A 23,502-nucleotide genomic window follows, 5' to 3' on the forward strand; every position below is an offset into this window, starting at 1 on the left:
CGCGGGTCCGAACTGTGGCGGATGCGTTTCGGTCATGGCACGTCGGCAAGACGCCCCGTTGACGACAGACCCGGGAAAAACGTCCGCAGGTGTCACCGCGCACCGCGGCCGACCTCCCCGGACCGTCGCCGTCCGTTGCGACCCGATGTCGAGTTCCTGGAGACCAGATGGCCGCTGACAGGCCGCCGCCGGGTGGTGGGCAGCGTTCCACGCAAACGCCCCCCACCGGTATGCGAGCGCTTCGGGCCCCCTTCACGGCCGCCGCCGTACGCGCTCTGGTGCGGGAGACCGTGGCGGCCGACCCCGAGCCGTGCGATCCCAGAGCCATGGGCGACGCGGTGCTCGCCACCTCGGAACTCGCCACCAACGCCATCGTGCACGGCGGCGGTATCACCCACTGCCAGGCCCGCCTCGTACCGCTCGGCGTCGAGGTGAGCATCGACGACCTGAGCCCCGCGCTCCCCCGCCTCACCGAACGCCCGCCGGGCACCGAAGCCCCTTACGTGGGCGGCGGATTCGGCTGGCGTCTGATCCAGCAGCTCGCCCTGCGGGTGACCGTCACCCCGCACGACCCCGCACCCGACGGCACCCGGCGCGGCAAGCGGATCACCCTCGTCCTGCCGCTGTACTGAACCCGGCGCGCGCGGCGGCCTACGCGTCCGGCGCGGCGCGCACGAATCGCCGCAGATGCGCGCGGACGGCGCCGGGTGCCTCCAGCCACGGCTCGTGCCCGGCGCCCTCGATCCGGGTCAGCGGAAGGGCGAGCCGGAGCGCGAGCGCTTCGAGGGCCGCCACCGGGCGGGGATCGTCCGCCCCGGCGAGGAGTTCCGCCCGCTCGGGCAGGCACGTGCGCAGTTCGGCGATGTGATCGTCCAGCGGGTCCGCGCGGCCTTCCGCGCCGAGTTCGGCGTTCATGGCCCAGTTGACGGGGCGCCGCCGCAGAGCGTCCCGCGCCGCCCACCGCCGCCCCCGTACGAGGTCGGCGTGGTCGGTGAACCAGGACAACGTCAGCAGCTCGACCTCCTGCTCCTCCGTGCGGCGCGGCAACTCCGCCAGCTCGGCGCGCCGCCGGTCCTGCGCCGGCGACATACGGCGCGCCCGCTCGGCCCGGTACCCGGTGCGCCAGTCACCGACGAACGGCCCGCACATCAGCAGGGCCGCGGCCACCCGGTCGGAGTGCTCCAGGCAGAAACGGCTCGCCAGATCGGTGCCGTAGGAGTGCCCTACCAGCACGGCCTCGGGTACGCCCCACGCGTCGAGCAGTTCGGCGAGGTCGGCGACGTGCCGGGCGAGGGTGTGGCGGCCCTGCCACGGCGAGTGGCCGGTGCCGCGCTGGTCGTACCGGTACACCGGCGCCAGGTCCGCCGCCATGGCGGCCACCTCGCCCAGATAGTCCGGCAGCCCCGGACCGCCGTGGAGCATCACCACGGGCGTCCGCCGCGTGGTGTCCCCCAGCGCCGTCCACCGCAGCCGCGCCCCGTCCGTCATCGGCACCAGGCCCCGCGTCTCGATCAAGGTCACGACGCAGAAGCTATCGGTGTCCCTGACGGTTCACCGAAGGGTTGAAGAACGGCGGCGCCCGCCAAAGCCCTTGACCTTGACCGGAGGTGAAGGTCGACAGTGCCGGTGGAGACCAGCCGACGAGCGGAGCCCACGCGGCTCCGACGGGAACCGGACGAGACGAGAGGACCCACTCCATGGACGACGACGCCCTCGTGGCGGAGCAGATGGCGTACTACCGGGCGCGGGCGGGCGAGCGCGCCGAAGTGGTCGGTCAGCGTCCGTACCAGGGCCGGATTCCTCGTCGGCGTCGCGGAACCGCCGCCCGGCGCGGGCCCCGCACCGACGGCGTAATCGGCGTGACCGGAGGTCGGGCGGGCTTGAGACTGGCCGCATGACCGTAACGGATGCCAAGACCGACCTGCGCTTCTACCTCCAGTCCGCGCGCGACGCCCTGCTGTGGAAGCTGGAAGGCCTCTCGGAGTACGAAGTGCGCCGCCCGATGACGCCGACCGGCACGAATCTGCTGGGCCTGGTGAAGCATGTGGCCAGTGTGGAGTTCGGCTACCTCGGCGACACCTTCGGGCGGCCGTCGGGCGAGCCGTTGCCCTGGCTCGACGCGGGGGCCGAGGCGAACGCGGACATGTGGGCCGCCGCCGACGAGTCACGCGAGTACATCGTGGGCCTCTACCACCGGGCGTGGGCCCAGGCGGACGCGACGATCGACGCGCTGGCCCTGGACGCGACCGGCCGGGTGCCGTGGTGGCCCGACAGCCGGGACGAGGTGACGTTGCATCACGCCGTGGTGCGGGTGATCTCCGATACCCACCGGCACGCGGGGCACGCGGACATCCTGCGGGAACTCACCGACGGGGCCGTGGGCATGAACGAGAACAACGGCAGCCTGCCGCCGGGCGACGCGGCCTGGTGGGAGAACCACCGTGATCGCCTGGAGCGGGCGGCCCGGGAGGCCGACGCGTGAGGCCGTAGGACCGTCGTTCACCGACCGCCCGGCGTGACGGCACGCGCGCGGCCTCAGTCGGCCGCGACCGCCTCCGGCAGGTCCGCGGGGCGGTCGCGGATGCCCAGGCGCAGGTGCTCGACGTGGTAGAGGGCCTGGTCGAGCAGTTCGGCGACGTGGTTGTCGTAGAGGGCGTAGACGATCGAGCGTCCGTGGCGTTCGCCGGTGACCAGGCCGAGGTTGCGCAGCAGGCGCAGTTGGTGGGAACAGGCGGAGGCTTCCATGCCGACGGCGTCGGCGAGGTCGCCGACCGCGCAGGGGCCCTCCTGGAGCCGGGCCAGGATGTGCAGCCGCGAGGGCGTGGCGAGCGCCTGGAGGGTGGCGGCGACGTCGGCGGCGCCGACCGCGTCGAGACGCTCGCGCGGGGTGGCGGTGCCGGCGGCGTCGTTTCCATGGCCCATGCCCCCATCATACGGATGACAACTGAAGACCTGTTCAGATGTTCCTGTACGGTGGGGGCTGTCAGCTCGTCCGCCCGTGAAGGGTTGTTCTGTCATGCCTTCCGTCCTGGACCGGCGGCCCGCGCCGGTCACCGCGGGGCGTCCGCGACCGGCTCTTCCGCGCCGCCGCACGCGCGTCCTCGCACTGCCGGAGGCACGGTGGGCGTGCGCGGCGCTCGCCCTGTTCCTGCTCGCGCTTCCCCCGTACCTGCTGGGCGCCCCCGCCTGGTCATGGGGTCCGCTGTTCGCCGCCACCTACGTCACCGGCGGCTGGGAACCGGGTTGGCAGGGGCTGAAGGCGCTCAGGGACAGGACGCTGGACGTGGACCTGCTCATGGTCGTCGCGGCGCTCGGCGCCGCCGCGATCGGCCAGGTACTCGACGGGGCGCTGCTGATCGTCATCTTCGCCACCTCCGGCGCCCTGGAGGCCGTCGCGACCGCGCGGACCGCCGACTCCGTACGCGGGCTGCTCGACCTCGCACCCGCGACCGCGACCCGGCTCCTGCCGGAGGGCACGAACGGTGGTGTCGGTGGTGTCGGCACAGACGGCGCTGTCGTCACCGAGGAGAGCGTCGAGGCCGCGCGGCTGGCGGTCGGGGACGTCATCCTCGTCAGGCCCGGCGAGCGCGTCGGCGCCGACGGCGTGGTCCTGGACGGCGCCAGCGAGGTCGACCAGGCCACCATCACCGGCGAGCCGCTGCCGGTGGTGAAGCAGGCCGGGGACGAGGTGTTCGCCGGGACCGTCAACGGCACCGGGTCCCTGCGCGTACGCGTCGAGCGCGATCCGGCGGACTCGGTGATCGCCCGGATCGTGCGGATGGTCGAGGAGGCAGCCGAGACCAAGGCCCCCACCCAGTTGTTCATCGAGAAGGTCGAGCAGCGCTACTCGATCGGCATGGTCGTCGCCACGCTCGCCGTCTTCGCGCTCCCGCTGGCCTTCGGCGCGGCGCTCCAACCGGCCCTGCTCCGCGCGATGACGTTCATGATCGTGGCCTCGCCGTGCGCGGTCGTCCTGTCCACGATGCCGCCGCTGCTGTCCGCGATGGCCAACGCCGGTCGGCACGGGGTCCTCGTCAAGTCGGCCGTCGTGATGGAACGCCTCGGGCAGACCGACACCGTCGCGCTGGACAAGACCGGCACGCTCACCGAGGGGACGCCCCGCGTCACCGACATCCGGCCGCTGCCCGGCAGTGGCCTCGAAGCGGACGCTCTGCTCCGGCTCGCCGCGTCGGCCGAGCACCCGAGCGAACACCCGCTGGCCCGCGCGGTGGTGGACGCGGCCCGCGAGCGCGGCCTTCCGCTGTCCGCCGCCGACGGCTTCGCCTCCGCCCCGGGCCAGGGCGTCACGGCCACCGTCGACGGCCGCACGGTCCAGGTCGGCTCCCCCGCCCGCCTCCTCGGGACCGGCGAGGCGGTGCGGGATGGGGTGCGCGAGGCAGTGCGGGAGGTGGAGGCCGCCGGGCGTACGGCCGTGGCGGTGCTGCGCGACGGTACGCCGCTGGGAGTGCTGGGCATCGCGGACCGACTGCGCCCGGACGCCGCCGCCACCGTCGCCGCCCTCGCCCGTATGACGACCGACCTCCCCCCGATCCTGCTGACCGGCGACAACGTACGGGCCGCCCGGCAGTTGGCCGCCGAGGTCGGCATCACCGACGTACGCGCCGGCCTGCTGCCGCAGGACAAGGCAGCGGCCGTACGCGCGTGGGAGGCGCGCGGTCGCAAGGTGCTGGTCGTCGGCGACGGCGTCAACGACGCGCCCGCGCTGGCCGCCGCACACACCGGCGTCGCCATGGGCAGGGCCGGGTCCGACCTCGCGCTGGAGACCGCCGACGCCGTGGTGATCCGCGACGAGTTGGCCACGGTCCCGGCCGTCGTGAAGCTCTCGCGCGCCGCCCACCGTCTGGTGATCCAGAATCTGACGATCGCCGCGGTGTTCATCGCCGCCCTGGCCGTCTGGGACCTGACCGCCACTCTCCCGCTCCCGCTCGGGGTCGCGGGTCACGAGGGCTCCACTCTCGTCGTCGCCCTCAACGGCCTCCGGCTGCTGCGCGACACCGCCTGGGCCCGGCCGTGAGGCGGACCGGTCTCGGCGCGCCTGCTCTGCCGACAGCGGGTGTGTTAGCGTCGCTCGCTCACTTTCACAGAGCGATCAGCGCGGGGGCGTCATGAAGCTTCTCCTTACCGACTCCGGTGTCAAGAACGCCAGCATTCTGGCGGCGCTCCTCGATCTCCTGGGCAAACCGATCGCCGAGGCCAATGCCCTGTGCATTCCCACCGCGGGGTACGGGGGCCCGTACGGGGATCCGGGCGGGCCGTGGCGTTTCATCAGCGGACAGTCCCTTCACCCGATGACCGCGCTGGGATGGAAGTCGGTCGGCGTCCTGGAGCTCACGGCGCTGCCCGGCATCGACAAGGAGCGGTGGGTCTCCTGGGTCCGGGAGGCGGACGTCCTGCTGGTGAACGGCGGCGACGCGCTGTACCTGTCTCACTGGATGCGGGAGTCCGGCCTGGCCGACCTGCTCCCCTCACTGCACGACACGGTCTATGTGGGGCTCAGCGCCGGGAGCATGGTGCTGACTCCCCGCGTCGGGGAGCACTTCGTCGCCTGGCAGCCGCCCACCGGTGACGACCGCGCCCTGGGAGTCGTCGACTTCTCCCTTTTCCCGCACCTCGACAGTCCGGGCTGCCCCGAGAACACCATGGCCGAGGCGGAACGGTGGGCCGCCTCGATCAAGGCACCGGCGTACGCCATCGACAACCAGACCGCCATCAAGGTGACCGACGACGGCGTCGAAATCGTCTCCGAAGGGAACTGGAAGCTGTTCAACGCGGCGCCGTGACCTGGGCGACCGTGAGCCACGATCTTGCCCTGGAGGTGTCCGTGGGCGCCCCGTACGCGTCACCGTCCACGCGGGCTCGGCGATGCGGCCGCACAGGAGCGGGCCGTCAGCGGATCAGCAGCAGCATCGCCGCGATCGTCGGAGGCGGGCCGGCGTCGTACGGGTCACTTGGACTCCAGGTGTCCCAGCGGGTGGGCGGCGGCGAGGACGGAGCGGGCCGTCTCCCAGTCGGTGTGGTCGTCGCCGGTGATGTGGCGCAGGTAGGCGAGGGTGACCTGCTGGACGAGGGCGACGCGGCCGGGTTCCTCGTCGGTGGTCTCGGCCGACCGGTAGCCGGAGATGCCGCCGAGGAAGTGCTCGCCGCCGCGGACGGTGAGCAGGCTCTTGTCGCCTCGGCTGAGCGTGTAGGGGTCGGTGGTCCACGCCGGACCCCGGGTCGAGAGGGGGAGGTCGTCCTTGTCGCCCGCGACGACGAGTCCGGGGGCGGTGATGTGGGAGAAGTCCTGGTCACGGAGCCAGGGAAGGTGCTCGTGGGCGAAGGGGGTGAGTTCCGCACCGCCCTTGCCCGCGGTGGCGAGCTGGAGGCTGGCCGTGACCCGGGGGTCGGACAGGTCTTCGGCGAGGCCGGTCCGCGGGTCCTTGACGCGCAGCCCCACCAGGATGCCCGCGGTCTGACCGCCGAAGGAGTGTCCCGCCGCGACGACACGGCTGTGGTCGGCCCGGCCCGCCAGGCCCGGCACGGACGCCTCCAGCGTTCCGAGTTCGTCCAGGACGCGCTTCATGTCCTGGACGCGGTAGCGCCACAGGTCGGGCGTACGGGGGTCGTCGCCGGCGAGGCCGAAGCGCTTGGAGTCCAGATGGGTGGCCTGGACGGTCACGAAGCCGTGCGCGGCCCAGTGGTCGACCAGCGGCGCGTAGCCGTCCAGGTCGGAACCGAAGCCGTGCGCGAACAGCACGATCGGCAGACGGGTGCCGGTGACCGGGGCGGAGATCCGTACGCGCAGGTCCGCGCCTCGGTGCGGCGCGGGCAGGACGAGCGGCTTGACCGAGACGGTCGGGGTGGGCGCGGGGCCGGTGAGGCCGGTCGCCGAATACATGGTCATGCGTGTCTCTTTCGGAGGTGCGGACGTGCGGACGTGCGGAGGTGCGGGCGTGCGGGCGTGCGGGCGTGCGGGCGTGCGGGCGTGCGGTGGCTCGGGAAGCGGGGCTCTCCGGAAGGAAGTTCCGGGAGAAGGGCGCATTGGTTACGCTAAAACCTGACGTTGACGTCAAAGGCAAGTAGCTGTGACGCGGATCGCAGGGACGTGGAGTGGGACATGCGCATTGGGGAACTGGCTCGTCGTACGGGCGTCAGCACCAGGGCGCTGCGGTATTACGAGGAGCAGGACCTGCTGGTCTCCGAGCGCAGCGACAGCGGCCAGCGCCACTACGCGGAGGCCGCGGTCGACCGGATCAATCTGATCCGGGAGCTGTACGCGGCCGGTCTGTCCAGTAAGACCATCGCCGCGCTCACGCCCTGCGTCATCGACGGCCGGGCCACGCCCGAGCTTCTGGATCGCCTCACGGTCGAGCGTGATCAGATCGATCGGCACATCGCGGATCTGACACACACCCGCGACCGGCTCGACTCGGTCATCGCCGGCGCCTCCGTGAACCTGCGCACCGGCGTGTCCTGCCGACAGGACACGCCAGGCTAACGGTGTCGCGCCGGTCTCGCGGTGGCACTCTTGATCACCCCATCGCCCGCCAGCCGACAAGCGGCCTGGTGCGATTCCACGGTGCGACGGTGACACCCACGCGTCACGCGGACGACCGCGCAGAGTGCCTGCGCCGCCACCCAGGGTGCCGCCACGTTCGCGCAATGTCGCTGTCGTAATTCCCCTGCATGGTTGGTGACTGGTCCGGCGCGAAGATCGCCGCGCTCTCGCTCGCCCTGGCACTGATGGTGAACCGGCTGCGGTACGCGCAGGCATTCTTCCGTTCGGTGTTCTTCCTGCCGGCCGCCTGCTCCTACGTGGTGGCGGCACTGATCTGGAAGCTGTCGATCTTCAACGGCGTGCGGTTCGGCCTGGCGAACACCGTACTGGGCTGGTTCGGCGCCGACCAGACGGCGTGGCTGTCCACCACCCACCCGCCGTGGTACTGGCTGGTGATCGTGACCGTACGGCTGTGGTTGCGGGCCGGGTTCTACATGGTCCTCTTCCTCGCCGGACTCCAGCGCATCCCCGCGCAGTTGTACGAGGCGGCGGCGGTGGACGGCGCGCGGCCCGGCTGGCAGGTCTTCCGCCACATCACCTTGCCCCAACTGCGGGCCACATCCGTGGCGGTGGCGCTGCTGCTGGTCATCAACGCCTTCCAGGCGTTCGACGAGACGCTGCGCGGCCTGATCATCCCGACGATCTTCTCGGCGTCCGCCTGCTTCATCTTCCGGCAGTACTTCCTGGGCTTTCCCGGTGAGTTGGAGGACGCGGCGAAGGTCGACGGTCTCGGCTACTGGCGCACCTACTGGCGGATCGTGGTGCCCAACTCCCGGCCGGTCTTCGCGGCCGTGTCCGCGATCGTCTTCATCGGCGCCTGGAACGCCTTCCTGTGGCCTCTGGTCGTCGGCCAGGACACGTCGTCCTGGACGGTGCAGGTGGCGCTGTCCACCTTCACCACCGCCCAAGTGGTCAACATCCACGAGCTGTTCGTCGCGGCGGCGGTGTCGAGCCTGCCCCTGCTGCTGGTCTTCCTGCTCTTCCAGCGGCACATCGTGGCGGGCATCGAACGCTCCGGCATCGACGACTGAGCCCCCGCCGGGGAGTCGCGGCGGTACGCCAGCGAGCCGGTCAGCGGACGCCGCGGACCGCGGCCAGGCCGCGGTCGTAGAGGTCGAGGATGTCACCCTCGCCGTCGCCCTCGATCCACGTGGCGGTGGCGGCGTCGAAGCAGCCGAAGGCCGTCGCGAGGACGGCGCGGACCTGTACTCGGTCGGCGCCCGAGGGTGCCAGCCTGGCTTCGAGGAGCGGGAGCAGTTCCTCCTGGCAGCGCACGCGCTTTCCGAGGTAGGCGGCGCGCAGCGAGTCGGTGCGGTGGATCAGGCGGAAGCGCTCCAGTGCCTGTTCGGGACCGGTGTGGACGGAGAGCGCGGCCTTGAGGGCGACGCGCAGGGTCTCCCAGGCGTCGGCGTCGGCGGGCTGCTCGCGAACGGTCTCCGTCAGGAGGGTGACGAACTGCTCCTGGCTGCCGCCGATGAGGTCTTCCTTGGTGCCGAAGTAGCGGAAGAGGGTGCGCTGCGAGACACCGGCCTCGCGGGCGATCTGCGCGATGGTCGTCTCGTCGTACCCCTGCCGTGTGAACAGCCGCAGGGCGGTGTCGAGGATCTCCCGGGCCGCGAGCTGCCGCGTCCGGTCCCACAACGTGGGCACGGTCGGCCCGTCGCCCGATGTTCCCTGCGTCATGACATCAGCTTAGCGCGGCCTGCCATTATGGCATTCGCACGAGATTTGGCAGTCGCTGCCAATCGGGCGTACGGTGACGATCAGTGGGGCCGTCCACGCGCCCCACGCGTCGACAAGGAGAGCGACCGTGGCAGCGAAGACAGCACTCGTCACCGGCGGCACCAGCGGGATCGGCAAGGCCACCGCGGAACTGCTCCACGCGCGCGGCTACCGCGTCATGGTCACCGGCCTCGGCAGCGTCGACAGCTCCGGCCTGCCGCACGACGTGGTCGCCGTCAGGGCCGACGCCGGTTCGCTCACCGACATCGATCAGGCGGTGGAGCGGGCGCGTCGGCACCTGGGCTCCCTCGACCTGCTCCACCTCAACGCGGGCATCTCCCGTCCTGGACCGATCGAGTCCACCGACGAGGCCGCCTTCGATGCCCTGTTCGACATCAACGTCAAGGGGAACTTCTTCACCCTGCGCAAGGCGCTCCCGCTGCTGAACGAGGGCGCGTCCGTGGTGTTCACCATCGGCGCGGGCGAGGGGCTCGGCGCGGCCATGACCGCCGCCAAGGGAGCGCTGCTGCCTCTGATGCGCTCGCTCGCCATCGAACTGGCCCCGCGCCGTATCCGGGTCAACGCGGTGAGCCCCGGCCTGATCGACACTCCCGCGTACGGCAAGCTGGGCATCGGCCGGGAGACGGTCGCCGCGTGGGGCGAGGACGTTCCCCTCGGCCGGGTCGGAGCTCCCGCCGATGTCGCCGAGGCGGTCGCCTTCCTCGCCTCGGACGCCGCCGGTTACATCACGGGCGACAATCTGATCGTCTCCGGCGGCATGGGGATCCACGCCCGCTCCGCCTAGGGCCTGTCCGCCGCCGCGGGCCCATCGGTTTGCGACTGGTTCCGACTGCTTGCGATCAGTTTCTGACCTGGGATCGGGCTCCACCGGCGCGCGTCGACGGGGGCGCACTCGGGTTCGCCCTGATCCGCTCTTTCCTCTCCCCCGTGACGCTGGACATACTTGTCATATGTCGACACACCACGACGCGCATAGGGACCCGGTCGTCGGCGACCTCCCGCGCATTGTCACCCCGCACGGCGACCTCGACGCGGACACGCTGGGGCCGTTGCGGCAGGAGCTGACCGAGGCGGCCGAGGCCGGCCGGGTGCTGGTGCTCGACGCCAGCGGGATCACCTTCGCCGATTCCAGCTTCCTCAATCTGCTGCTGAGCATCCACCAGCACGGTGACCTGCGAGTCGCCGCCGTGCCGCCGCAGTTGGCGCGGCTGCTCCGTATCGTCGGCGTGGACCGCGTCCTCAAGGTGTACTCCACGGCGGAGGAGGCGCTGCGGGCGACGGCGTGAGCCACCGGGTCCGGATCAGCGGGTGACGGTGAGCCCGGCGCACTCCCAGTGCAGCAGGCTCGTGCGCGCGTCGGGCGGGGTGTGCCCGTACGCGCCCGCGGACACGCTGATGTTCACCACCGGCCAGGCGCGCCAGGCGGGGCCGACGCCGTGGCCGTCACGGAAGACGACCTCGTCGTCGATGGACCAGCAGACGTCGTCGGCGTCGAAGCGGACCCGGAGTGCGAACGGGCGGCCCGGCGCGATCACGTCGGCCGCCTCGAACCCGCCGGGGCGTACGTGGTTGGACAGTTCGAGCAGCCGCGGGTTGGTGGGGTGGTACTCGAAGAGGTCGATCTCGCCGTGGCCCGGCTGGGGGCGGCCCGCGTCGCTGTCGCGGCCCCAGGTCCAGATCGCGGGCCAGGCGCCCTGCGGGGCGTGCACCACGCAGGTGGCGGTGAGTTCGTCGCCCGGCAGCAGCTCGAAGCCGCCGGGGGCGTACTCGGTCGACACCAGGTCGGTGTGCCAGAGGCCGCCCGCCGCCCGCCGGGCGCGGAAGACGCCACCGGCGGTGGGGGCGTAGGCGGGGTCGATCTGGTCGAGTTTGTTGTCGCCGGGATTGCGGCCGCTCTCCGGATAGGCGGAGGTGCGCCCCGCCGCCCAGGCCGCGCGGTCGGTGAAGGGCGCGTCGAAGACCACGCGCCGGGGGCGCCGGGGCGGCGGCGGACCGTGGGGCGGGGCCTGCGGCGGGTCATGAGGGGTCGGTTGCTGAGGGGGCGGCTGAGCCGCGTTCTGGCCGGTGGTCACGGTGCTCCTGGTGGCTCGGCGAGATCCGGCCGAGAGTTCAGGCGGGCAGCTCGCTCCGTACCCAGTGAAGATCACCGCGCGGCTCGCGAACAGGAGCGTGCGGAAGCGCGGGCGGCGCGTAGCGCCTCAGCCCACGCCCCCTGACCGGGTCAGGCGCTCACGCTCCGAGGGCGACGCGCACCTTGATCCGCTTGCCCACCGGCTCGCGCCGGACGTCGAAGCCCTCGCAGACCGCGAGGATGATCTCCAGGCCGTGCTGGCCGATCCTGCCGGGCTCCGCCGCGCGCGCGAGCGGCATCGACGAGTCGGTGTCCCACACGGTGATCACCAGATCCGCGCCCTGGATCTCCAGGTTCAGCGCGCAGGGACCCGGGGCGAATTTGCACGCGTTGGTCACCAGTTCGCTCACCACGAGTTGCGCGTCGGCGACGACGACTGCGGGGATCGGCCGGGCGCGCCCGCCCGTCACACCGGCCAGGAAGTCGGCGGTGAAGGCGCGGGCCGCCGCGATCGATCCGGTCTCGCCGTCGTACGCGGCTCCCGCCCAGATGTCCTGCCCGGCCTGCTGATGCGGGCCGTTCACGGCCACCGCGCTGGAACGCATGTTCTTGCCCCTGTCCGGTTGTCCGGCACAACCGTCAGGGCTTCTGCCCCACCCCAGTCGCTTCACACCCATCTTTTTTTCGGTTTCTCCTTCTGGGCCGGACGCGGGCCTCGGACGGGCGGCGCGTTCGGGCTACGAGCGGGTGGTGAGCGGGCCGTGAACGGATGTCGCCCGGAGACGGCCGCCCGGCAGGACGGCCGCCGCGCGGCCCGGTGGGCGTCACAGCTCCAGGTCGTTCTCGATCCGCTTCAACTGGTGCCGGGCCATCGCCAGGTTGGCGCGCGACTTGTCCAGCGCCAGGTACAGGAAGAGGCCGTTCTTGCCCCGGCCCTTGAGCAGCCGGATCAGGTGGTACTGCGAGCCCAGGGTGATGAGGATGTCCTCGATCTCGTCCTTGAGGCCGAGCAGTTCCATGGTGCGCGCCTTGGCACGGACCACGTCGGTGTTGCCGGCCGCCGCGACGTTGAGGTCGAGTTCCTTGCCCCCGCCGAGGGTGCCCAGCGCCATTCCGCTGGTGTAGTCGACGAGTGCGACGCCTATGACGCCGTCGACCGAGGTCATCGCGTCCTTGAGGGCGGTTTCGGTGTTGGCCATGATGGCTGGGCTTCCTTCCGGTCGGTTCATGTGCGGTGCTGACGTGGATGCGGTGGATGCGGTGGATGCGGTGGATACGGTCGATGCCGTTGCCGCGTCGGGGGCGGCGGGCCCGCGGTGGCGGGCGCCGCCGGTCCGGGTGGGTCGGGTGGTCATGGTGTGGGGGCGTCCTCCCGTGGCTCGGGGTCGCCGTCGACCAGGTGCGCGATGTGCGCGCCGGAGCGGCGGGCCTCCATGTGCAGCCGGCCCACGTTGACCTGCGGTCCGGCCAGGACGGTGAGCACGCAGGCGGTGCCTGCGGCGTAGATGGCGACGTAGCCCTGCTCGCCGCGGACCAGCAGTTCCCGGAAGGGGCCGTGGGACGCGGTGTCGGTCAGCCGAAGGCCGACGCCCAGCGCGGCGGCGGTGAGGGCCGCCACTCCCTCGGCCTCCACGGTGTCCGCCTCCTGGGCGAGCACCATGCCGTCGACGCCCGCGGCGAGCGCGCCCGTCGCGTGCGGCAGCCGGGCCCGCAGCCGCCGCAGTTCCTCGCGTATCTCGGCCTCCTGCGCCATCAGATTCCTTCTCTCCTCTCTCCTTCCGACCTTCTTGTCGGCGCGTTGTCGCACGACGCGCCTCATGTCTGTGCGGTCCCGGTCCTGCGGGCGGGAGTGCGCTTCACGGTCGTGCCTCCAAGGCGTCGAGGACCCTGCGGAGCGTGCCGACGTCGGGAGGTCCCGGCAGGTACCCGGCGCGGTCCGCGGTGGCCGGTGCGGCCGCGGCTTCCTGTGCCCGTCCCGGTGGCCGGCCCTGCCCTGGTGGCGGTGCCGCGCGCCGCGGGGTCTCGCAGTGGCCGGCGGCGGCCAGCCGCCGTACGTCGACCAGCGCGTGGAAGGTGGGTCTGCCGAGCACGGTGGCGATGGCGGACGGGGTGCGTAACCCGTCCGCGAGGTCCAGCAGGGCCCGCTGCCGACGCGGTACGGGCGGCAGGCACGCGGCCCTGCGGCGTACGACGGGGGCGGTGTCGAGCTGCGGATACGGCCACAGGGCGTCGAGGAGTCCGCGGCGGCGGCGCGTCTCGCGCTCCACCTCGGCCACCCGCACCGGGCGCACGGGGCCGAACCAGTGGACGACGCCGTGCCGGAAGCGGGTGGGGCCGCTGCCCGCCGCGAGGACGAAGAAGGCGGCGTCGTAGAGCGCGCCGAGGTGGCTGATCTCCAGTTCCGCGGCGGAGATCCTGCGGTGTTCCAGGAGGTGGCGGGCGGTCCGGCAGCGGGCTCCGGCGGCGTCCACCGCCTCCTGCCACACCTCGACGGGCAGGCGGCCACCGGCGGTCAGCAGGACGTCGATGCCGGGGGTCGCCGGGCTCTCGGCGTGCACCACGACACCGTCCGCGAGGTAGAGCGCCCCGCTGTCCCGGAGCAGCGCGCCGGTCGCGCCCTCCTCGGCCAGGCGCAGCAGCATGGGTGACAGCGGCCCGGTCATGCCAGCACCAGCCGTTCGGCGAGGTCGCGTACGCGCATCATGGCGAGGGCGAGGTTGGCGTGCTCGCGGTCGAGCCACAGGTGCAGGAACACCCCGCCGTCGAAGGGTGCTTCGACGAAACGCAGCAGGTGGTAGCCGGTGCGGGTGACGACGATGACGTCCTCGACCGGCAGTCCCTTGGCGGTGTCTGCGGGTCCTGAGCGAGCGGCGGGTCCCGCGGTCCCGCCGCGCGGTAAGCCGCGGGGTTCCGCCGGTTCGAACGCCGAGTGCTCCACGGCCATGCGCGCGAATTCCGCGGTCTCGGCCGCCGCCGTCTCGGGGTCACCGCCCGGCGCGTCTCCGGCCTGTCCGAGGGAGAGCCCGCTGATCCACTCCACGAGAGCCGCGCCCCGGGCTCCCGGCAGCGTCATGGCCTCGCGCAGGCACTCGTCTATCCCGGACACCCGACTCCCCTGCGTGAGGCCCCTGTTGGCCCGCCGACGGATCGGCAGTGACCGTCACGTTACGCACGGTGGCACTCGCGCGAAGGACTTCTGGCAATTTCCAGCGGTACATGACCGCACTGGGCATAAAATGCTCCCCCTCCGCCCGGCCGTCCGCGCTGGCCGCCGTCCCCGGAGCGCCACCGGCCCCTCGCGTATCGCACGCGAGGGGCCGGGCCGGTTGCGCTCAGGGGCGTCCGGCCAGGTCGGGCCGGGTCGGAGGAGGTCAGTCCGGGTCAGGTGTTCCAGACCTGGAATTCGGAGATCTGCCCGGCGGGCCAGCCGGAGTTGGCGGTGACCGTCACCCGGAAGTACCGCGCGGTGGCCGCGGTGAAGGTGAGGGTGACCGTGTTGTTGGAGGCGGGGTCGAAGGAGTAGGAGGCCGAGGGCTTGAGGGTGGTGAACGTGCTGCCGTCGGTGCTGCCCGACAGGGACAGCGTCTGGTTGCGGGCGCCCCAGCCCGCGGGGAGCTGCAGGACGATCTTGCTCGCGCTCTGCGCGGATCCGAGGTCGACCTGGACCCACTGCGGGAAGGCGTTGTTGGCGCTCTCCCAGTAGCTGTTCTGGCTGCCGTCGGTGACGTTGGAGGACCCGTAGACGTCGGAGTGGCTGGACTCGCTCGTGGCCTTGCCCGCCGCCAGGTTGGTGCTCACCGTGCCGCTGCCGGTGCCGGTCAGGGCCACGGTGGTGGGGCTGTTGGAGGCGTTGCCGCTGATCGTCAGGGTGCCGGTGCGGGTGCCGGAGGCGGTGGGGGTGAACTTCACCGCGACCGAGCAACTGGCGTTGGCCGCGAGCGACGTGCCGCAGGTGTTGGTCTGCGAGAAGTCCCCGGAGGCGGTGACCGAGCTGATCGACGCGGCGGCCGTACCGGTGTTGGTCACCGTCACGTTCTGCGCGCCGCTGGTGGTGCCGGGCGCCTGGGAGGCGAAGGTGAGCGAGGTCGGAGTGACGGACAAGGTCGCGGACGACGGGTTGGTGCCGCCGCTCGGGTAGACCTGGAGGCCGGACAACTGGGCCGCGCTCCAGCCCGAGTTGGCGGTGACGTTGATCCGTACGTAGCGGGCGGTGGCCGAGGGGAAGGTGAGGGTCACCGTGTTGTTGTTGGCGCTCGGGTCGAAGGTCTGCGCGGCGGACGGCGACAGGGTGCTGAACGAGGTGCCGTCCGTGGAGCCCTGTACGGACAGGGTCTCGGTACGGGTCGCCCACGCCGTGGACGGCGGGAGTCGCAAGGTCACCTTGCCGACGGCGTAGTTCTGCCCGAGGTCGACCTGGACCCACTGCGGGAAGGCGCCGTTGGCGCTCTCCCAGTACGTGGACGCGTCCGCGTCGGTGACATTGCCCGCGACGAAGGTGCCGTTGGCGGAACTCGCCGTGGCCGGGCGGCCTGCGGCGATGTCGGTGCTGCTGTCGATTCCGGCGCCGCTGAGCGCGACCGTGGTCGGGCTGTTGTTGGCGTTGCTGGTCAGTGTCAGCGTGCCGTTACGGGTGCCGCCGGCCGTCGGCTTGAAGGTGACGGTCACCGCGCAGGACGAACCGACCGCGAGCGACGAGCAGTTGTTGGTCTGGGTGAAGTCGCCGGTCGCCGCGACGGCCGAGACGGTGGCCGTGGTGGTGCCGGAGTTGGTGACGGTGACGGTCTGCGGAGCGGCCGTCGCGCCGACGACCGTACCGCCGAAGGACAGGCTCGCCGGGTTGGTGCCCAGGATCGGGCCGGGCGCGGTGCCGGTGCCGGACAGGGCGACGGTGCTGGTGTTGCCGCCCGCGCCGACGGTCAGTGTCCCGGCACGCGCGCCGGTCGCCGTCGGCGCGAATTTCACGCTGACGGTGCAGGAGCCGTTGGCCGGGATGGAGGTGCCGCAGGTGTTGGTCTGCGAGAAGTCGCCGCTGGCGGTGATGGCGGAGACGGAGGCGGCCGAGCCGGTCGGGTTGGTGACCGTCGCGGTCTGGGCGGCGCTGGTCGAACCGGTCGCGACCGAGCCGAAGTTGAGCGCGCTCGGGCTGGCGGTCACGCCTTCCGCCGGGTAGGGCGGGAAGACGGGGGTGGGGAAGCCGCCGCAGAAGGGGGTACCGCTGATGCCGGAGTTGCCGCCGCCGTCGGTGACGGTGAAGTTGTTGCCCTCGCAGCTATAGATCGGTGAGCTGGCGCCGATGCCGGTGGCCGTGACGTTGGTGAACTTCGCGGCGCCGCCGGTCTGTTCCTGGAGGGCGAAGGTGCCGGCGCCCGCGATGGTCACGTTGTTGAGGCTGACCCCGCTGACGGTGCCCTCGACCCACTGCACCGCTTCGTAGGGGCTCTGCTGGATCAGCGCGTTGGTCACGTTGATCGGGCCGGTGATGGCGCCCTGGCTGCCGTCGAACCACAGCGCGCCGACGCCGAACTGCCAGTTCGGGTCGAGACTGCCCGCCCTGACCAGGGTGTTGTTGGAGATCGTGGTGGTGCCGACCGGGGTGGAGGTGAAGCGCTGCCCGACGTGGATGCCGCCGCCCTGGGCGAGTCCGGTGTCCCGTACGAGGTTGCCGCTGACGGTGTTGTCGTGGCCGCCGTAGATCGCGATGGCGTTGGCCAGGATCTGCGTCTCCACGGTGTTGTTGGAGATGGTGTCGTTGGCGTCGGCGCCGAGCGCGGCGTCGGCCCAGGTGGCGATGCCGTCGTCGCCGGTGTTGCGGATCTCGCTGTTGGTGACGGTCGAATTGGTCACTCCGCCGTGGAAGTTGACGCCGTCGGCGGTGGTGTCACGGATCCGCAGACCGCTGAGGGTCAACTTGTCCATCGGCCCGTCCATCCAGGCGCCGACCTTCAGGTGGTCGATCCAGAGGCTGGAGACGGTGGAGTTGCTCATCGCGCCGCCGATGCCGTTGACCTGGTCGCAGTCGTTGCGCTCGCCGACCTGGCCGAAGATCGCGAAGTTGGAGAGGTGGACGTTGCCGCTCACCCCGCGGTTGCCGCCGACTCCGCAACTGTCGGGCTCGCCGAGCCCGTAGAAGCCGGGCGCCGCGCCGGTCACCGTCGAGTACCACATGCCCGCGCCGGTGACGGTGACGTTGTTGACCGTGATGTGCCGGGGGATCTTGAAGGTGCCCGGCGGGATCCACACCGTGCCGCCGGGGCCCGCCGCGTTGATCGCCGCGTTGAAGGCGGCCGTGCTGTCGGCGGCGCCGGTCGCGTCGGCGCCCTGGCTGGTCACCGAGACCGAGCCGGACGGCTGCGGGAGGGCGGCGCCGACCTGCTCGAAGTCGGCGAAGTCGATGGTGGTGGCGGCGCTGGAGCCACTGGTCTGGAGGGTGAAGGTGGTGCCGGCCGGATACGTCTGCGGGAGCAGCCGGTGGACCTCGTCGTAGAAGTGGTGCGGGTTGCTGCCCGGTGTGTTGGTGAACGGGTAGCTGCCGTAGTACCAGCTATAGGCGTTGGTGAGGGTGAAGTCGGGCTGTGCGGCGCCGTTGATGGCGAACGACAGCGGGGCGGTGTAGACCGAGCCGCCCGAGCCGTCGGGGATGCTGTAGCGGAAGTCGATCGAGTTGGTGGCGACCGGGGTGGTGAAGGTGACGTACTTGCCGCTGCCCGAGAGGGTCACCGCCTTGCGGTACGACGCCTCGTCGGCGAGCTGTCCCGCGGCGAAACTCGGGCCGATGGCCGTGCCGTTGGTGGCGGAGTTCTCCGCCTGCACCTCGACGTAGGGAAGGCTCGCGCCGCTGCCGCCGGTGGCTGCGGCGGCCGATGCCGGTGGGGCCGCGAGGGCGATGACGCCCGCGGCGGCGATCAGCGCGGTGGTGCCTCCCACGGCGATGGTGCGCCTCAGGGATCTGATGGGCTGGAACAACGTCTGCTCCTTTTCGACACGGTATGCCGGACCTGCGCCGTGCGGACAGCCGTACGAGGGCATGGGGAAGCGAGGTGGCGCGGAGCTGGGCCGCCGACGCCGGAGCGGGCCTGGGACACGGCCCGTCGCGGTGGCGGTGAAGGGGGATGGCGACTGGGGCGTTGCGCTGAAGCGGTCGGCGGGTGGGGGGTGACGGCGCAAGGGGAACCGTAATGTCGTGGACACGGCAGCGCAATATACGAACTTATCTTTGCTCAATCTCTACTTTCTCTCGCAAGATCCAATGTTGCCTGTCCGTGGATTCAGGAGACGGTTGCCGCTCGTCCCGTGTGCCATCCGATCGACGGGCACCTCGTTCACCTTCTACAACGTGTAGTAGATTCGCGGGCAGCCCCCGGCCGGGGCCGTCCGCCGAGGTCACCGCGGGGCGCGGGTCCGGCATGCCCGGCTCCCGCTGCCCACGCCCGCCCGCAAGGAGGCCGATCACCGTGACTCCTCATTCCGACCGGCGGATCGTCGCCCGCACCGTCCTGCGCACGGGCGCGGTGGCCGCGTCCGCGCTGGCCGCCGCGTACGCCGGGCCCGCGCTGTCGACCTTCGGGCCGCTGCGCAACCGGCTCATGCCGCGGCTGTCGGGACGCGGACGGCCCGACAGTGTGGCGCTCACCTTCGACGACGGCCCCGACCACCTGTCCACCCCGCACTTCCTGCGACTGCTCGACGCCCGCCGCGTGCGGGCCACCTTCTTCCTGCTCGGCTCGATGGCCGTCCGCTCCCCCGGCCTCGTCACGGAGATGTACGAGGCGGGCCACGAGGTCGCGATCCACGGCTGGACCCACCGGCCCGCGCTGCTGCGCGGCCCCTGGACCACGTACGAGGACCTGGCCCGCGCCCGCGACCTCGTCGGCGGCCTCACCGGCAGCGCGCCGACCCTCTACCGGCCGCCGTACGGCGTCATGACCGCCGGTACGCATCTGGCCTGCCGCCGCCTCGGGCTCACGCCGGTGCTGTGGACCGCCTGGGGCGAGGACTGGCGCGGGCGCGCGACGCCCCGGTCCGTCCTCGACACCGTCACCCGCGACCTGCGCGGCGGCGGCACCGTCCTGCTCCACGACTCCGACTGCGCCTCGGCCACCGGGTCGTGGCGCAACACGCTCGGGGCGCTCCCCCGCCTTCTCGACTTCTGTCAGGAACGCGGCCTGACGGTCGGCCCGTTGCGCGATCACGGGGGTCTCGCGGTGGCCGGCTGGTCGGGCGGCCGGGGCCGGGGCGGCCAGGTCGTGCCGTAGTACCGTGAGGATTTCTACGAAGGAGCGGGAAGCGTGGCCGAGCAGGAAGGCCCGGCCGCCGGGCGACGCGCGCCGGGCGAGCTGGAGAGCGAAGTCCTCGCGGCGCTGTGGGCCGTCGGTGAGCCGGCCGGGGCGGGCGCCGTACGCGAGCAGGTCGCGGGCGAGCCCGCCTACACCACCGTCCTGACGATTCTCACCCGCCTCCACGACAAGGGCCTGGTCACCCGCGAGCGCGCCGGACGCGGCTACCTCTACTCCCCCGTACGCGACGAGGCGGGCCACGCGGCGGCCGGCATGCGCGACCTGCTGGAAGCCGGCGGCGACCGCGCGACCGTCCTGGCCCGCTTCGTCTCCGAACTGCCCGCGGAGGACGAGAAGTTGCTGGAGAGGTTGCTGCGCGATCACGCCGCGGAGCAGGCCACTGGCACCGCTCTCGACACCCGCCCGGCGCGGCGCCCGCGCGGCCGCCGATCCTGACGACGTCGGGCACAGGCGTGCGTGCCAGGGGCGAAGGAGCCGAAGGGGTTGTTCGTGAGCCGCAGGACAGGCCCCTAGGGCCTGTTGTGTGGGTCTGGGTGGGGAAGGAGCGGTGTCCGGTGCGTGCGGATGCAAGGCGGAGGAGGGAGGCGACGCGGAGCGTCGTCGACCGACGACAACGCGGCAGACGTGCGTGCCGGGCGCCGGGACGCCGCGGACACACCGCACTCAAAGGCCAACCACCCGTCAGCCGCGTCCCCAACCTCACAGGGCAATACACCTAGCCCGGTGGGAGTGTCACCTGGAAGCGGGCTCCGCGCGGTGCGGGGACCAGGGTGATGTCGCCGCCTGCCGCGCGGGCGAGGCGGCGGGCCAGGGGGAGGCCGAGCCCGGCGCCGTCGTGGGCGTCCGCCTCCGAGCCGAAGCGGCGGCCCGCCTCGAAAACGGCCTCGGCGTGTTCGGCGGGGACGCCGGGGCCGTCGTCGGCGACGAACACCCGCGCGCCGTCGGGGAGTCGGACGCATTCGAGGGTGATCGCGCGGGCGGCGTAGCGGCGGGCGTTGTCGAGCAGCGGGGCGAGGACGCGTTCGAGGAGTTCGGGGGTGACGCCGACGTCCACCGGCTCGCCGGACGCCGTGACCGGGGGCGCCTCGGGGTGTTCGGCGCGGCTGCGGTCGGCGACCGCGCGGGCGACGTCGAGGGCGGCGCAGCGGCCCGCCGCCGCCGCGGACGGCTGCCGGGCCTCGCTGAGCAATGTCCGGCAGATCTGCGCCATCTGTGTGGCCGCGGCGGCGATGGCCCGGTGGGAGGAGCGGGACTGGTCCGCGGTGCGGGGGCGGGCGGTGAGCCAGTCCGTCTCCGCGGTGATCCGGGCCAGCGGATTGCGCAGTTCGTGGGAGAGCTCGGCGGTGAGCTGCTGTTCGTGCCGCAGGACGGCCGCCTGGCGGTCGAGGAGCTGGTCCAGATTGGCGGCCAGCGCGGCCAGTTCTGTGGGCCTGGCCTCCCGCGCGCCGAAGCGCTGCGCCGCGCCGTACCGGCTCCAGCGGGACGCCTGGTCGCTCATGGTGCTGACCGGGCGCAGGGCGCGGCCGATCACCATGCGGGTGACCAGGTAGACGCCGCCGACCAGCAGCAGGGCGAGGCCGAGCGAACCGGCCAGCGCCGAACGGGCGGTGAGCAGATACGGCTCCAGGCTCGCGGCGGCCACGACGGTGGCGACCTGAACTCCCCCGCTGCTCAGCGGCATCGCGTACAGCCGGGTCGAGCGCGGGGTGGAGGTGTCGGCGAATCGGGTCCCCTTGCCCGCGAGGGCGTCCGCGCCGCGCTGGAGCGGTTCCGGAGCGGCGGGGCGTTCGACGACGTGGCCGCCGCGGTAGATCCAGATGCCGCTGTCGAGCGCGCCGTCGTCGCCCGGTTCGCGGACGGCGATGGTCCCGTCGGCGCGGATGTCGACGGTCGCGGCGACGGCTGCGGCGCGGGTGCGCAGCAGGTCGTCGGCCTGGCGGCGCAGTATCTCGTGCAGCGCGACGTTGAACGCGGCAGTGAGCAGCGCCACCCACAGCACGGTGGTGACGAGGGCGAGCAGCGCCAGTCGGCCGCGCAGGGTCGCGGGCAGCGTGCCGGACAGACCCCGGCGGCGCGGACGCCCCGCGCGCGGCGGCTGCTCGGCGCGGCTCGGGCGTGCCGCCCGGCCCGGACGTCGCAGGCGGGCGGGCGGCCTCACGCGAACCGGTATCCGATGCCGCGCACGGTGTCGATGCCGCGTGTGCTGCCCGTCTCGCGGAGCTTGCGGCGCAGCCGCGACACGTACTGGTCGAGGGTGTTGTCACTGACCTGGGCGCCGTGCGGCCACGCCGCCCGTACCAGGCTGTGCCGTCGTACGGCGGCGCCGGGCGCGGCCATCAGGCAGGCCAGGATGCGGAATTCGGTGGGGGTCAGGGGTACGGCCGCGCCGCCGTCTGCGGACAGCGCGTGCGTGACGGGGTCCAGGCGCAGTCCCTCGACCTCGCGGGCCGCCACGCGGTTGCCGCGGCGGAGCGCCGCGTGCAGGCGGGCGGTCAGCTCGGCCAGGTGGAAGGGCTTGGCGAGGTAGTCGTCGCCACCGGAGGAGAAGCCCGACAGCCGGTCGTGCAGGGCGTCGTGCGCGGTGAGGAAGAGCACGGCGGCCTCGATGCCGACGGCGCGCATGGCCTGGCAGACGTCCCGCCCGTCGGAGTCGGGCAGGCCGACGTCGAGGACGACCGCGTCCACGCGCGGGCCGACCGTACGCAGCGCGCTCGCGCCGTCGGCGGCGGTCAGCACTTCGAAGTCCTCTTCGCGCAGGCCGCGGGCGAGGACGTCGCGCAGTCCGTGGTCGTCCTCGACGATCAGGACGCAGTGGGCGGTCATGGGCCCAGTATCGACGACCGGGCACGTCGGGGAAGGGCGGGGCGGCCGGAGGCGGGGCGGTGCTCAGGTTGTGTTCAGGCGCCGCGTGCCAGCCTGCGCGGCATGACAACGACCATGGAACGCTCGGGCTCCGCGCCCGGGGTGCGCACGATGCTCAACAAGGTGCCGGAAGTCACCGTCTACTTCTGGCTGATCAAGGTCTTGTGCACCACGGTCGGCGAGACCGCGGCGGACTATCTCAACACCAATCTCCACATGGGCCTGACGAACACGACGTACGTGATGTCGGTGCTGCTGGTGGCGGCCCTGGTGGCGCAGTTCCGGGTACGGCGGTACGTGCCGGGCGTGTACTGGCTCGCGGTGGTGCTGATCAGCGTGGTGGGCACCTTGGTCACGGACAATCTGACCGACAACCTCGGGGTGGCGCTGACCACCACGACCGCGGTCTTCGCGGTCGTCCTGGCGGCGACCTTCGCGCTCTGGTTCGCCGTCGAGCGGACGCTGTCGATCCACAGCATCCGCACCCCGCGCCGTGAGGCTTTCTACTGGCTGGCGATCCTGTTCACCTTCGCCCTGGGCACGGCGGCGGGCGACCTGGTCGCGGAGCGGATGAACCTCGGCTACTGGCTCTCCGCGCTCGCCTTCGGCGCGGTCATCGCGGTGGTCGCGCTGGCGCACTTCCGGCTGCGGCTGAACGCCGTGCTCGCGTTCTGGCTGGCGTACATCCTGACCCGGCCGCTGGGCGCGTCCCTGGGCGACTACCTCTCGCAGCCGCGAGCGGACGGCGGTCTCGGCCTCGGCACGGTGGGCACCAGCGCGCTGTTCCTGGCCACGATCCTGGCGCTGGTCGTCTATCTGACCCGGACCCGCAAGGACCAGCGGCCCGCACCGCACACGCCGCTGGACGAGCACACCCAGCAGGACCAGCGGGCGGCGGAAACCGCCTGATGACGTACGCGGCTGCCACCGTCCTGTCTGCGCTGATACGCGGCCCGCGCCGGTCACCGGCGTCC

At 72.2% G+C, this 23,502-nt stretch carries 25 protein-coding genes; 12 read left to right on the forward strand and 13 right to left on the reverse strand.

The window, feature by feature from the left end:
- The first annotated feature begins 230 nt into the window (after positions 1 to 230).
- Positions 231 to 632, forward strand: coding sequence for an ATP-binding protein (locus tag ACFZBB_RS21980; protein ID WP_391124826.1), 402 nt, complete (start codon positions 231 to 233; stop codon positions 630 to 632).
- A gap of 19 nt (positions 633 to 651) precedes the next feature.
- On the opposite strand, the gene ACFZBB_RS21985 is transcribed toward ACFZBB_RS21980, so the two are convergent.
- On the reverse strand, positions 652 to 1,521 hold the full coding sequence (locus ACFZBB_RS21985) for an alpha/beta fold hydrolase (protein ID WP_391124829.1): 870 nt from the start codon (positions 1,519 to 1,521) through the stop codon (positions 652 to 654).
- A 176-nt stretch (positions 1,522 to 1,697) separates the two neighbouring features.
- Between ACFZBB_RS21985 and ACFZBB_RS21990 the strand changes: the two genes are divergently transcribed.
- Both ACFZBB_RS21990 and ACFZBB_RS21995 read left to right on the forward strand, forming a co-directional pair.
- Positions 1,698 to 1,898 carry a hypothetical protein gene (locus ACFZBB_RS21990; RefSeq protein WP_391124832.1) on the forward strand — a complete coding sequence of 67 codons (201 nt, stop codon included), beginning with the start codon at positions 1,698 to 1,700 and terminating at the stop codon, positions 1,896 to 1,898.
- Entirely contained in the window at positions 1,895 to 2,482 is a 588-nt protein-coding gene (locus ACFZBB_RS21995) for a DUF664 domain-containing protein (protein ID WP_391124835.1), read from the forward strand. The genes ACFZBB_RS21990 and ACFZBB_RS21995 overlap by 4 nt, the downstream gene beginning before the upstream one ends.
- A gap of 53 nt (positions 2,483 to 2,535) precedes the next feature.
- Here the strand turns inward: ACFZBB_RS21995 and ACFZBB_RS22000 are convergent, their stop codons facing one another.
- The gene (locus ACFZBB_RS22000) at positions 2,536 to 2,922 is read right to left on the reverse strand and encodes a metalloregulator ArsR/SmtB family transcription factor (RefSeq protein WP_391124838.1); all 387 of its coding nucleotides are present in this window, start codon (positions 2,920 to 2,922) and stop codon (positions 2,536 to 2,538) included.
- Positions 2,923 to 3,016: 94 nt separating this feature from the next.
- Here ACFZBB_RS22000 and ACFZBB_RS22005 point away from each other — a divergent pair, with 94 nt between their 5' ends.
- Complete coding sequence (locus ACFZBB_RS22005) at positions 3,017 to 5,035, forward strand: heavy metal translocating P-type ATPase (RefSeq protein ID WP_391124840.1); 2,019 nt, start codon at positions 3,017 to 3,019, stop codon at positions 5,033 to 5,035.
- 91 nt (positions 5,036 to 5,126) lie between these two features.
- Positions 5,127 to 5,801 (forward strand): Type 1 glutamine amidotransferase-like domain-containing protein, encoded by a 675-nt coding sequence (locus ACFZBB_RS22010; RefSeq protein ID WP_391124842.1) that lies wholly within the window; start codon positions 5,127 to 5,129, stop codon positions 5,799 to 5,801.
- 164 nt (positions 5,802 to 5,965) lie between these two features.
- On the opposite strand, the gene ACFZBB_RS22015 is transcribed toward ACFZBB_RS22010, so the two are convergent.
- Positions 5,966 to 6,904, reverse strand: a complete 939-nt coding sequence (locus ACFZBB_RS22015) for an alpha/beta hydrolase family protein (protein WP_391124844.1) — start codon at positions 6,902 to 6,904, stop codon at positions 5,966 to 5,968.
- A gap of 213 nt (positions 6,905 to 7,117) precedes the next feature.
- Between ACFZBB_RS22015 and ACFZBB_RS22020 the strand changes: the two genes are divergently transcribed.
- Positions 7,118 to 7,498: a MerR family transcriptional regulator gene (locus tag ACFZBB_RS22020; protein ID WP_391124846.1), complete on the forward strand. Its 381-nt coding sequence runs from the start codon at positions 7,118 to 7,120 to the stop codon at positions 7,496 to 7,498.
- Positions 7,499 to 7,686: 188 nt separating this feature from the next.
- Positions 7,687 to 8,589: an ABC transporter permease subunit gene (locus ACFZBB_RS22025; protein WP_391124848.1), complete on the forward strand. Its 903-nt coding sequence runs from the start codon at positions 7,687 to 7,689 to the stop codon at positions 8,587 to 8,589.
- A 40-nt stretch (positions 8,590 to 8,629) separates the two neighbouring features.
- Here ACFZBB_RS22025 and ACFZBB_RS22030 read toward each other — a convergent pair whose 3' ends face one another.
- A complete protein-coding gene (locus ACFZBB_RS22030) occupies positions 8,630 to 9,241 on the reverse strand; it encodes a TetR family transcriptional regulator (protein WP_391124851.1) in 612 nt (203 codons plus the stop codon).
- Positions 9,242 to 9,368: 127 nt separating this feature from the next.
- On the opposite strand from ACFZBB_RS22030, the gene ACFZBB_RS22035 reads away from it, so the two are divergent.
- Both ACFZBB_RS22035 and ACFZBB_RS22040 read left to right on the forward strand, forming a co-directional pair.
- Positions 9,369 to 10,085: an SDR family oxidoreductase gene (locus ACFZBB_RS22035; protein ID WP_391124854.1), complete on the forward strand. Its 717-nt coding sequence runs from the start codon at positions 9,369 to 9,371 to the stop codon at positions 10,083 to 10,085.
- Between the two features lie 166 nt (positions 10,086 to 10,251).
- On the forward strand, positions 10,252 to 10,587 hold the full coding sequence (locus ACFZBB_RS22040) for an STAS domain-containing protein (RefSeq protein ID WP_355334871.1): 336 nt from the start codon (positions 10,252 to 10,254) through the stop codon (positions 10,585 to 10,587).
- A 15-nt stretch (positions 10,588 to 10,602) separates the two neighbouring features.
- Here the strand turns inward: ACFZBB_RS22040 and ACFZBB_RS22045 are convergent, their stop codons facing one another.
- The 7 genes from ACFZBB_RS22045 to ACFZBB_RS22075 form a co-directional block, all read right to left on the reverse strand.
- Positions 10,603 to 11,373: a beta-glucanase gene (locus tag ACFZBB_RS22045; RefSeq protein ID WP_391124856.1), complete on the reverse strand. Its 771-nt coding sequence runs from the start codon at positions 11,371 to 11,373 to the stop codon at positions 10,603 to 10,605.
- Between the two features lie 157 nt (positions 11,374 to 11,530).
- A complete protein-coding gene (locus ACFZBB_RS22050) occupies positions 11,531 to 11,977 on the reverse strand; it encodes an ATP-binding protein (protein ID WP_391124859.1) in 447 nt (148 codons plus the stop codon).
- Positions 11,978 to 12,196: 219 nt separating this feature from the next.
- Positions 12,197 to 12,571, reverse strand: coding sequence for a hypothetical protein (locus ACFZBB_RS22055; RefSeq protein WP_391124862.1), 375 nt, complete (start codon positions 12,569 to 12,571; stop codon positions 12,197 to 12,199).
- Positions 12,572 to 12,723: 152 nt separating this feature from the next.
- Positions 12,724 to 13,125, reverse strand: coding sequence for a roadblock/LC7 domain-containing protein (locus ACFZBB_RS22060; RefSeq protein WP_391047738.1), 402 nt, complete (start codon positions 13,123 to 13,125; stop codon positions 12,724 to 12,726).
- Positions 13,126 to 13,228: 103 nt separating this feature from the next.
- Positions 13,229 to 14,035 (reverse strand): transcriptional regulator, encoded by an 807-nt coding sequence (locus ACFZBB_RS22065; protein WP_391124865.1) that lies wholly within the window; start codon positions 14,033 to 14,035, stop codon positions 13,229 to 13,231.
- On the reverse strand, positions 14,032 to 14,478 hold the full coding sequence (locus ACFZBB_RS22070; RefSeq protein WP_391124868.1) for a hypothetical protein: 447 nt from the start codon (positions 14,476 to 14,478) through the stop codon (positions 14,032 to 14,034). Before ACFZBB_RS22070 ends, ACFZBB_RS22065 begins: the two co-directional genes overlap by 4 nt.
- Before the next feature lie 275 nt (positions 14,479 to 14,753).
- Entirely contained in the window at positions 14,754 to 18,335 is a 3,582-nt protein-coding gene (locus ACFZBB_RS22075) for a choice-of-anchor D domain-containing protein (protein WP_391124871.1), read from the reverse strand.
- A 512-nt stretch (positions 18,336 to 18,847) separates the two neighbouring features.
- Between ACFZBB_RS22075 and ACFZBB_RS22080 the strand changes: the two genes are divergently transcribed.
- Together ACFZBB_RS22080 and ACFZBB_RS22085 are read left to right on the forward strand one after the other, a co-directional pair.
- Positions 18,848 to 19,624 carry a polysaccharide deacetylase family protein gene (locus ACFZBB_RS22080; RefSeq protein WP_391125635.1) on the forward strand — a complete coding sequence of 259 codons (777 nt, stop codon included), beginning with the start codon at positions 18,848 to 18,850 and terminating at the stop codon, positions 19,622 to 19,624.
- Positions 19,625 to 19,657: 33 nt separating this feature from the next.
- Positions 19,658 to 20,101 carry a BlaI/MecI/CopY family transcriptional regulator gene (locus ACFZBB_RS22085; RefSeq protein ID WP_391124875.1) on the forward strand — a complete coding sequence of 148 codons (444 nt, stop codon included), beginning with the start codon at positions 19,658 to 19,660 and terminating at the stop codon, positions 20,099 to 20,101.
- A 280-nt stretch (positions 20,102 to 20,381) separates the two neighbouring features.
- Here ACFZBB_RS22085 and ACFZBB_RS22090 read toward each other — a convergent pair whose 3' ends face one another.
- Positions 20,382 to 21,824, reverse strand: a complete 1,443-nt coding sequence (locus ACFZBB_RS22090) for an ATP-binding protein (RefSeq protein ID WP_391124876.1) — start codon at positions 21,822 to 21,824, stop codon at positions 20,382 to 20,384.
- Positions 21,821 to 22,489, reverse strand: coding sequence for a winged helix-turn-helix domain-containing protein (locus ACFZBB_RS22095; RefSeq protein WP_391124879.1), 669 nt, complete (start codon positions 22,487 to 22,489; stop codon positions 21,821 to 21,823). Before ACFZBB_RS22095 ends, ACFZBB_RS22090 begins: the two co-directional genes overlap by 4 nt.
- Positions 22,490 to 22,591: 102 nt before the next feature.
- Here ACFZBB_RS22095 and ACFZBB_RS22100 point away from each other — a divergent pair, with 102 nt between their 5' ends.
- A complete protein-coding gene (locus tag ACFZBB_RS22100; protein WP_391124882.1) occupies positions 22,592 to 23,437 on the forward strand; it encodes a hypothetical protein in 846 nt (281 codons plus the stop codon).
- Positions 23,438 to 23,502 lie beyond the last annotated feature (65 nt).

Source organism: Streptomyces sp. NPDC008139 (assembly GCF_042957025.1).
Classification (GTDB): domain Bacteria; phylum Actinomycetota; class Actinomycetes; order Streptomycetales; family Streptomycetaceae; genus Actinacidiphila.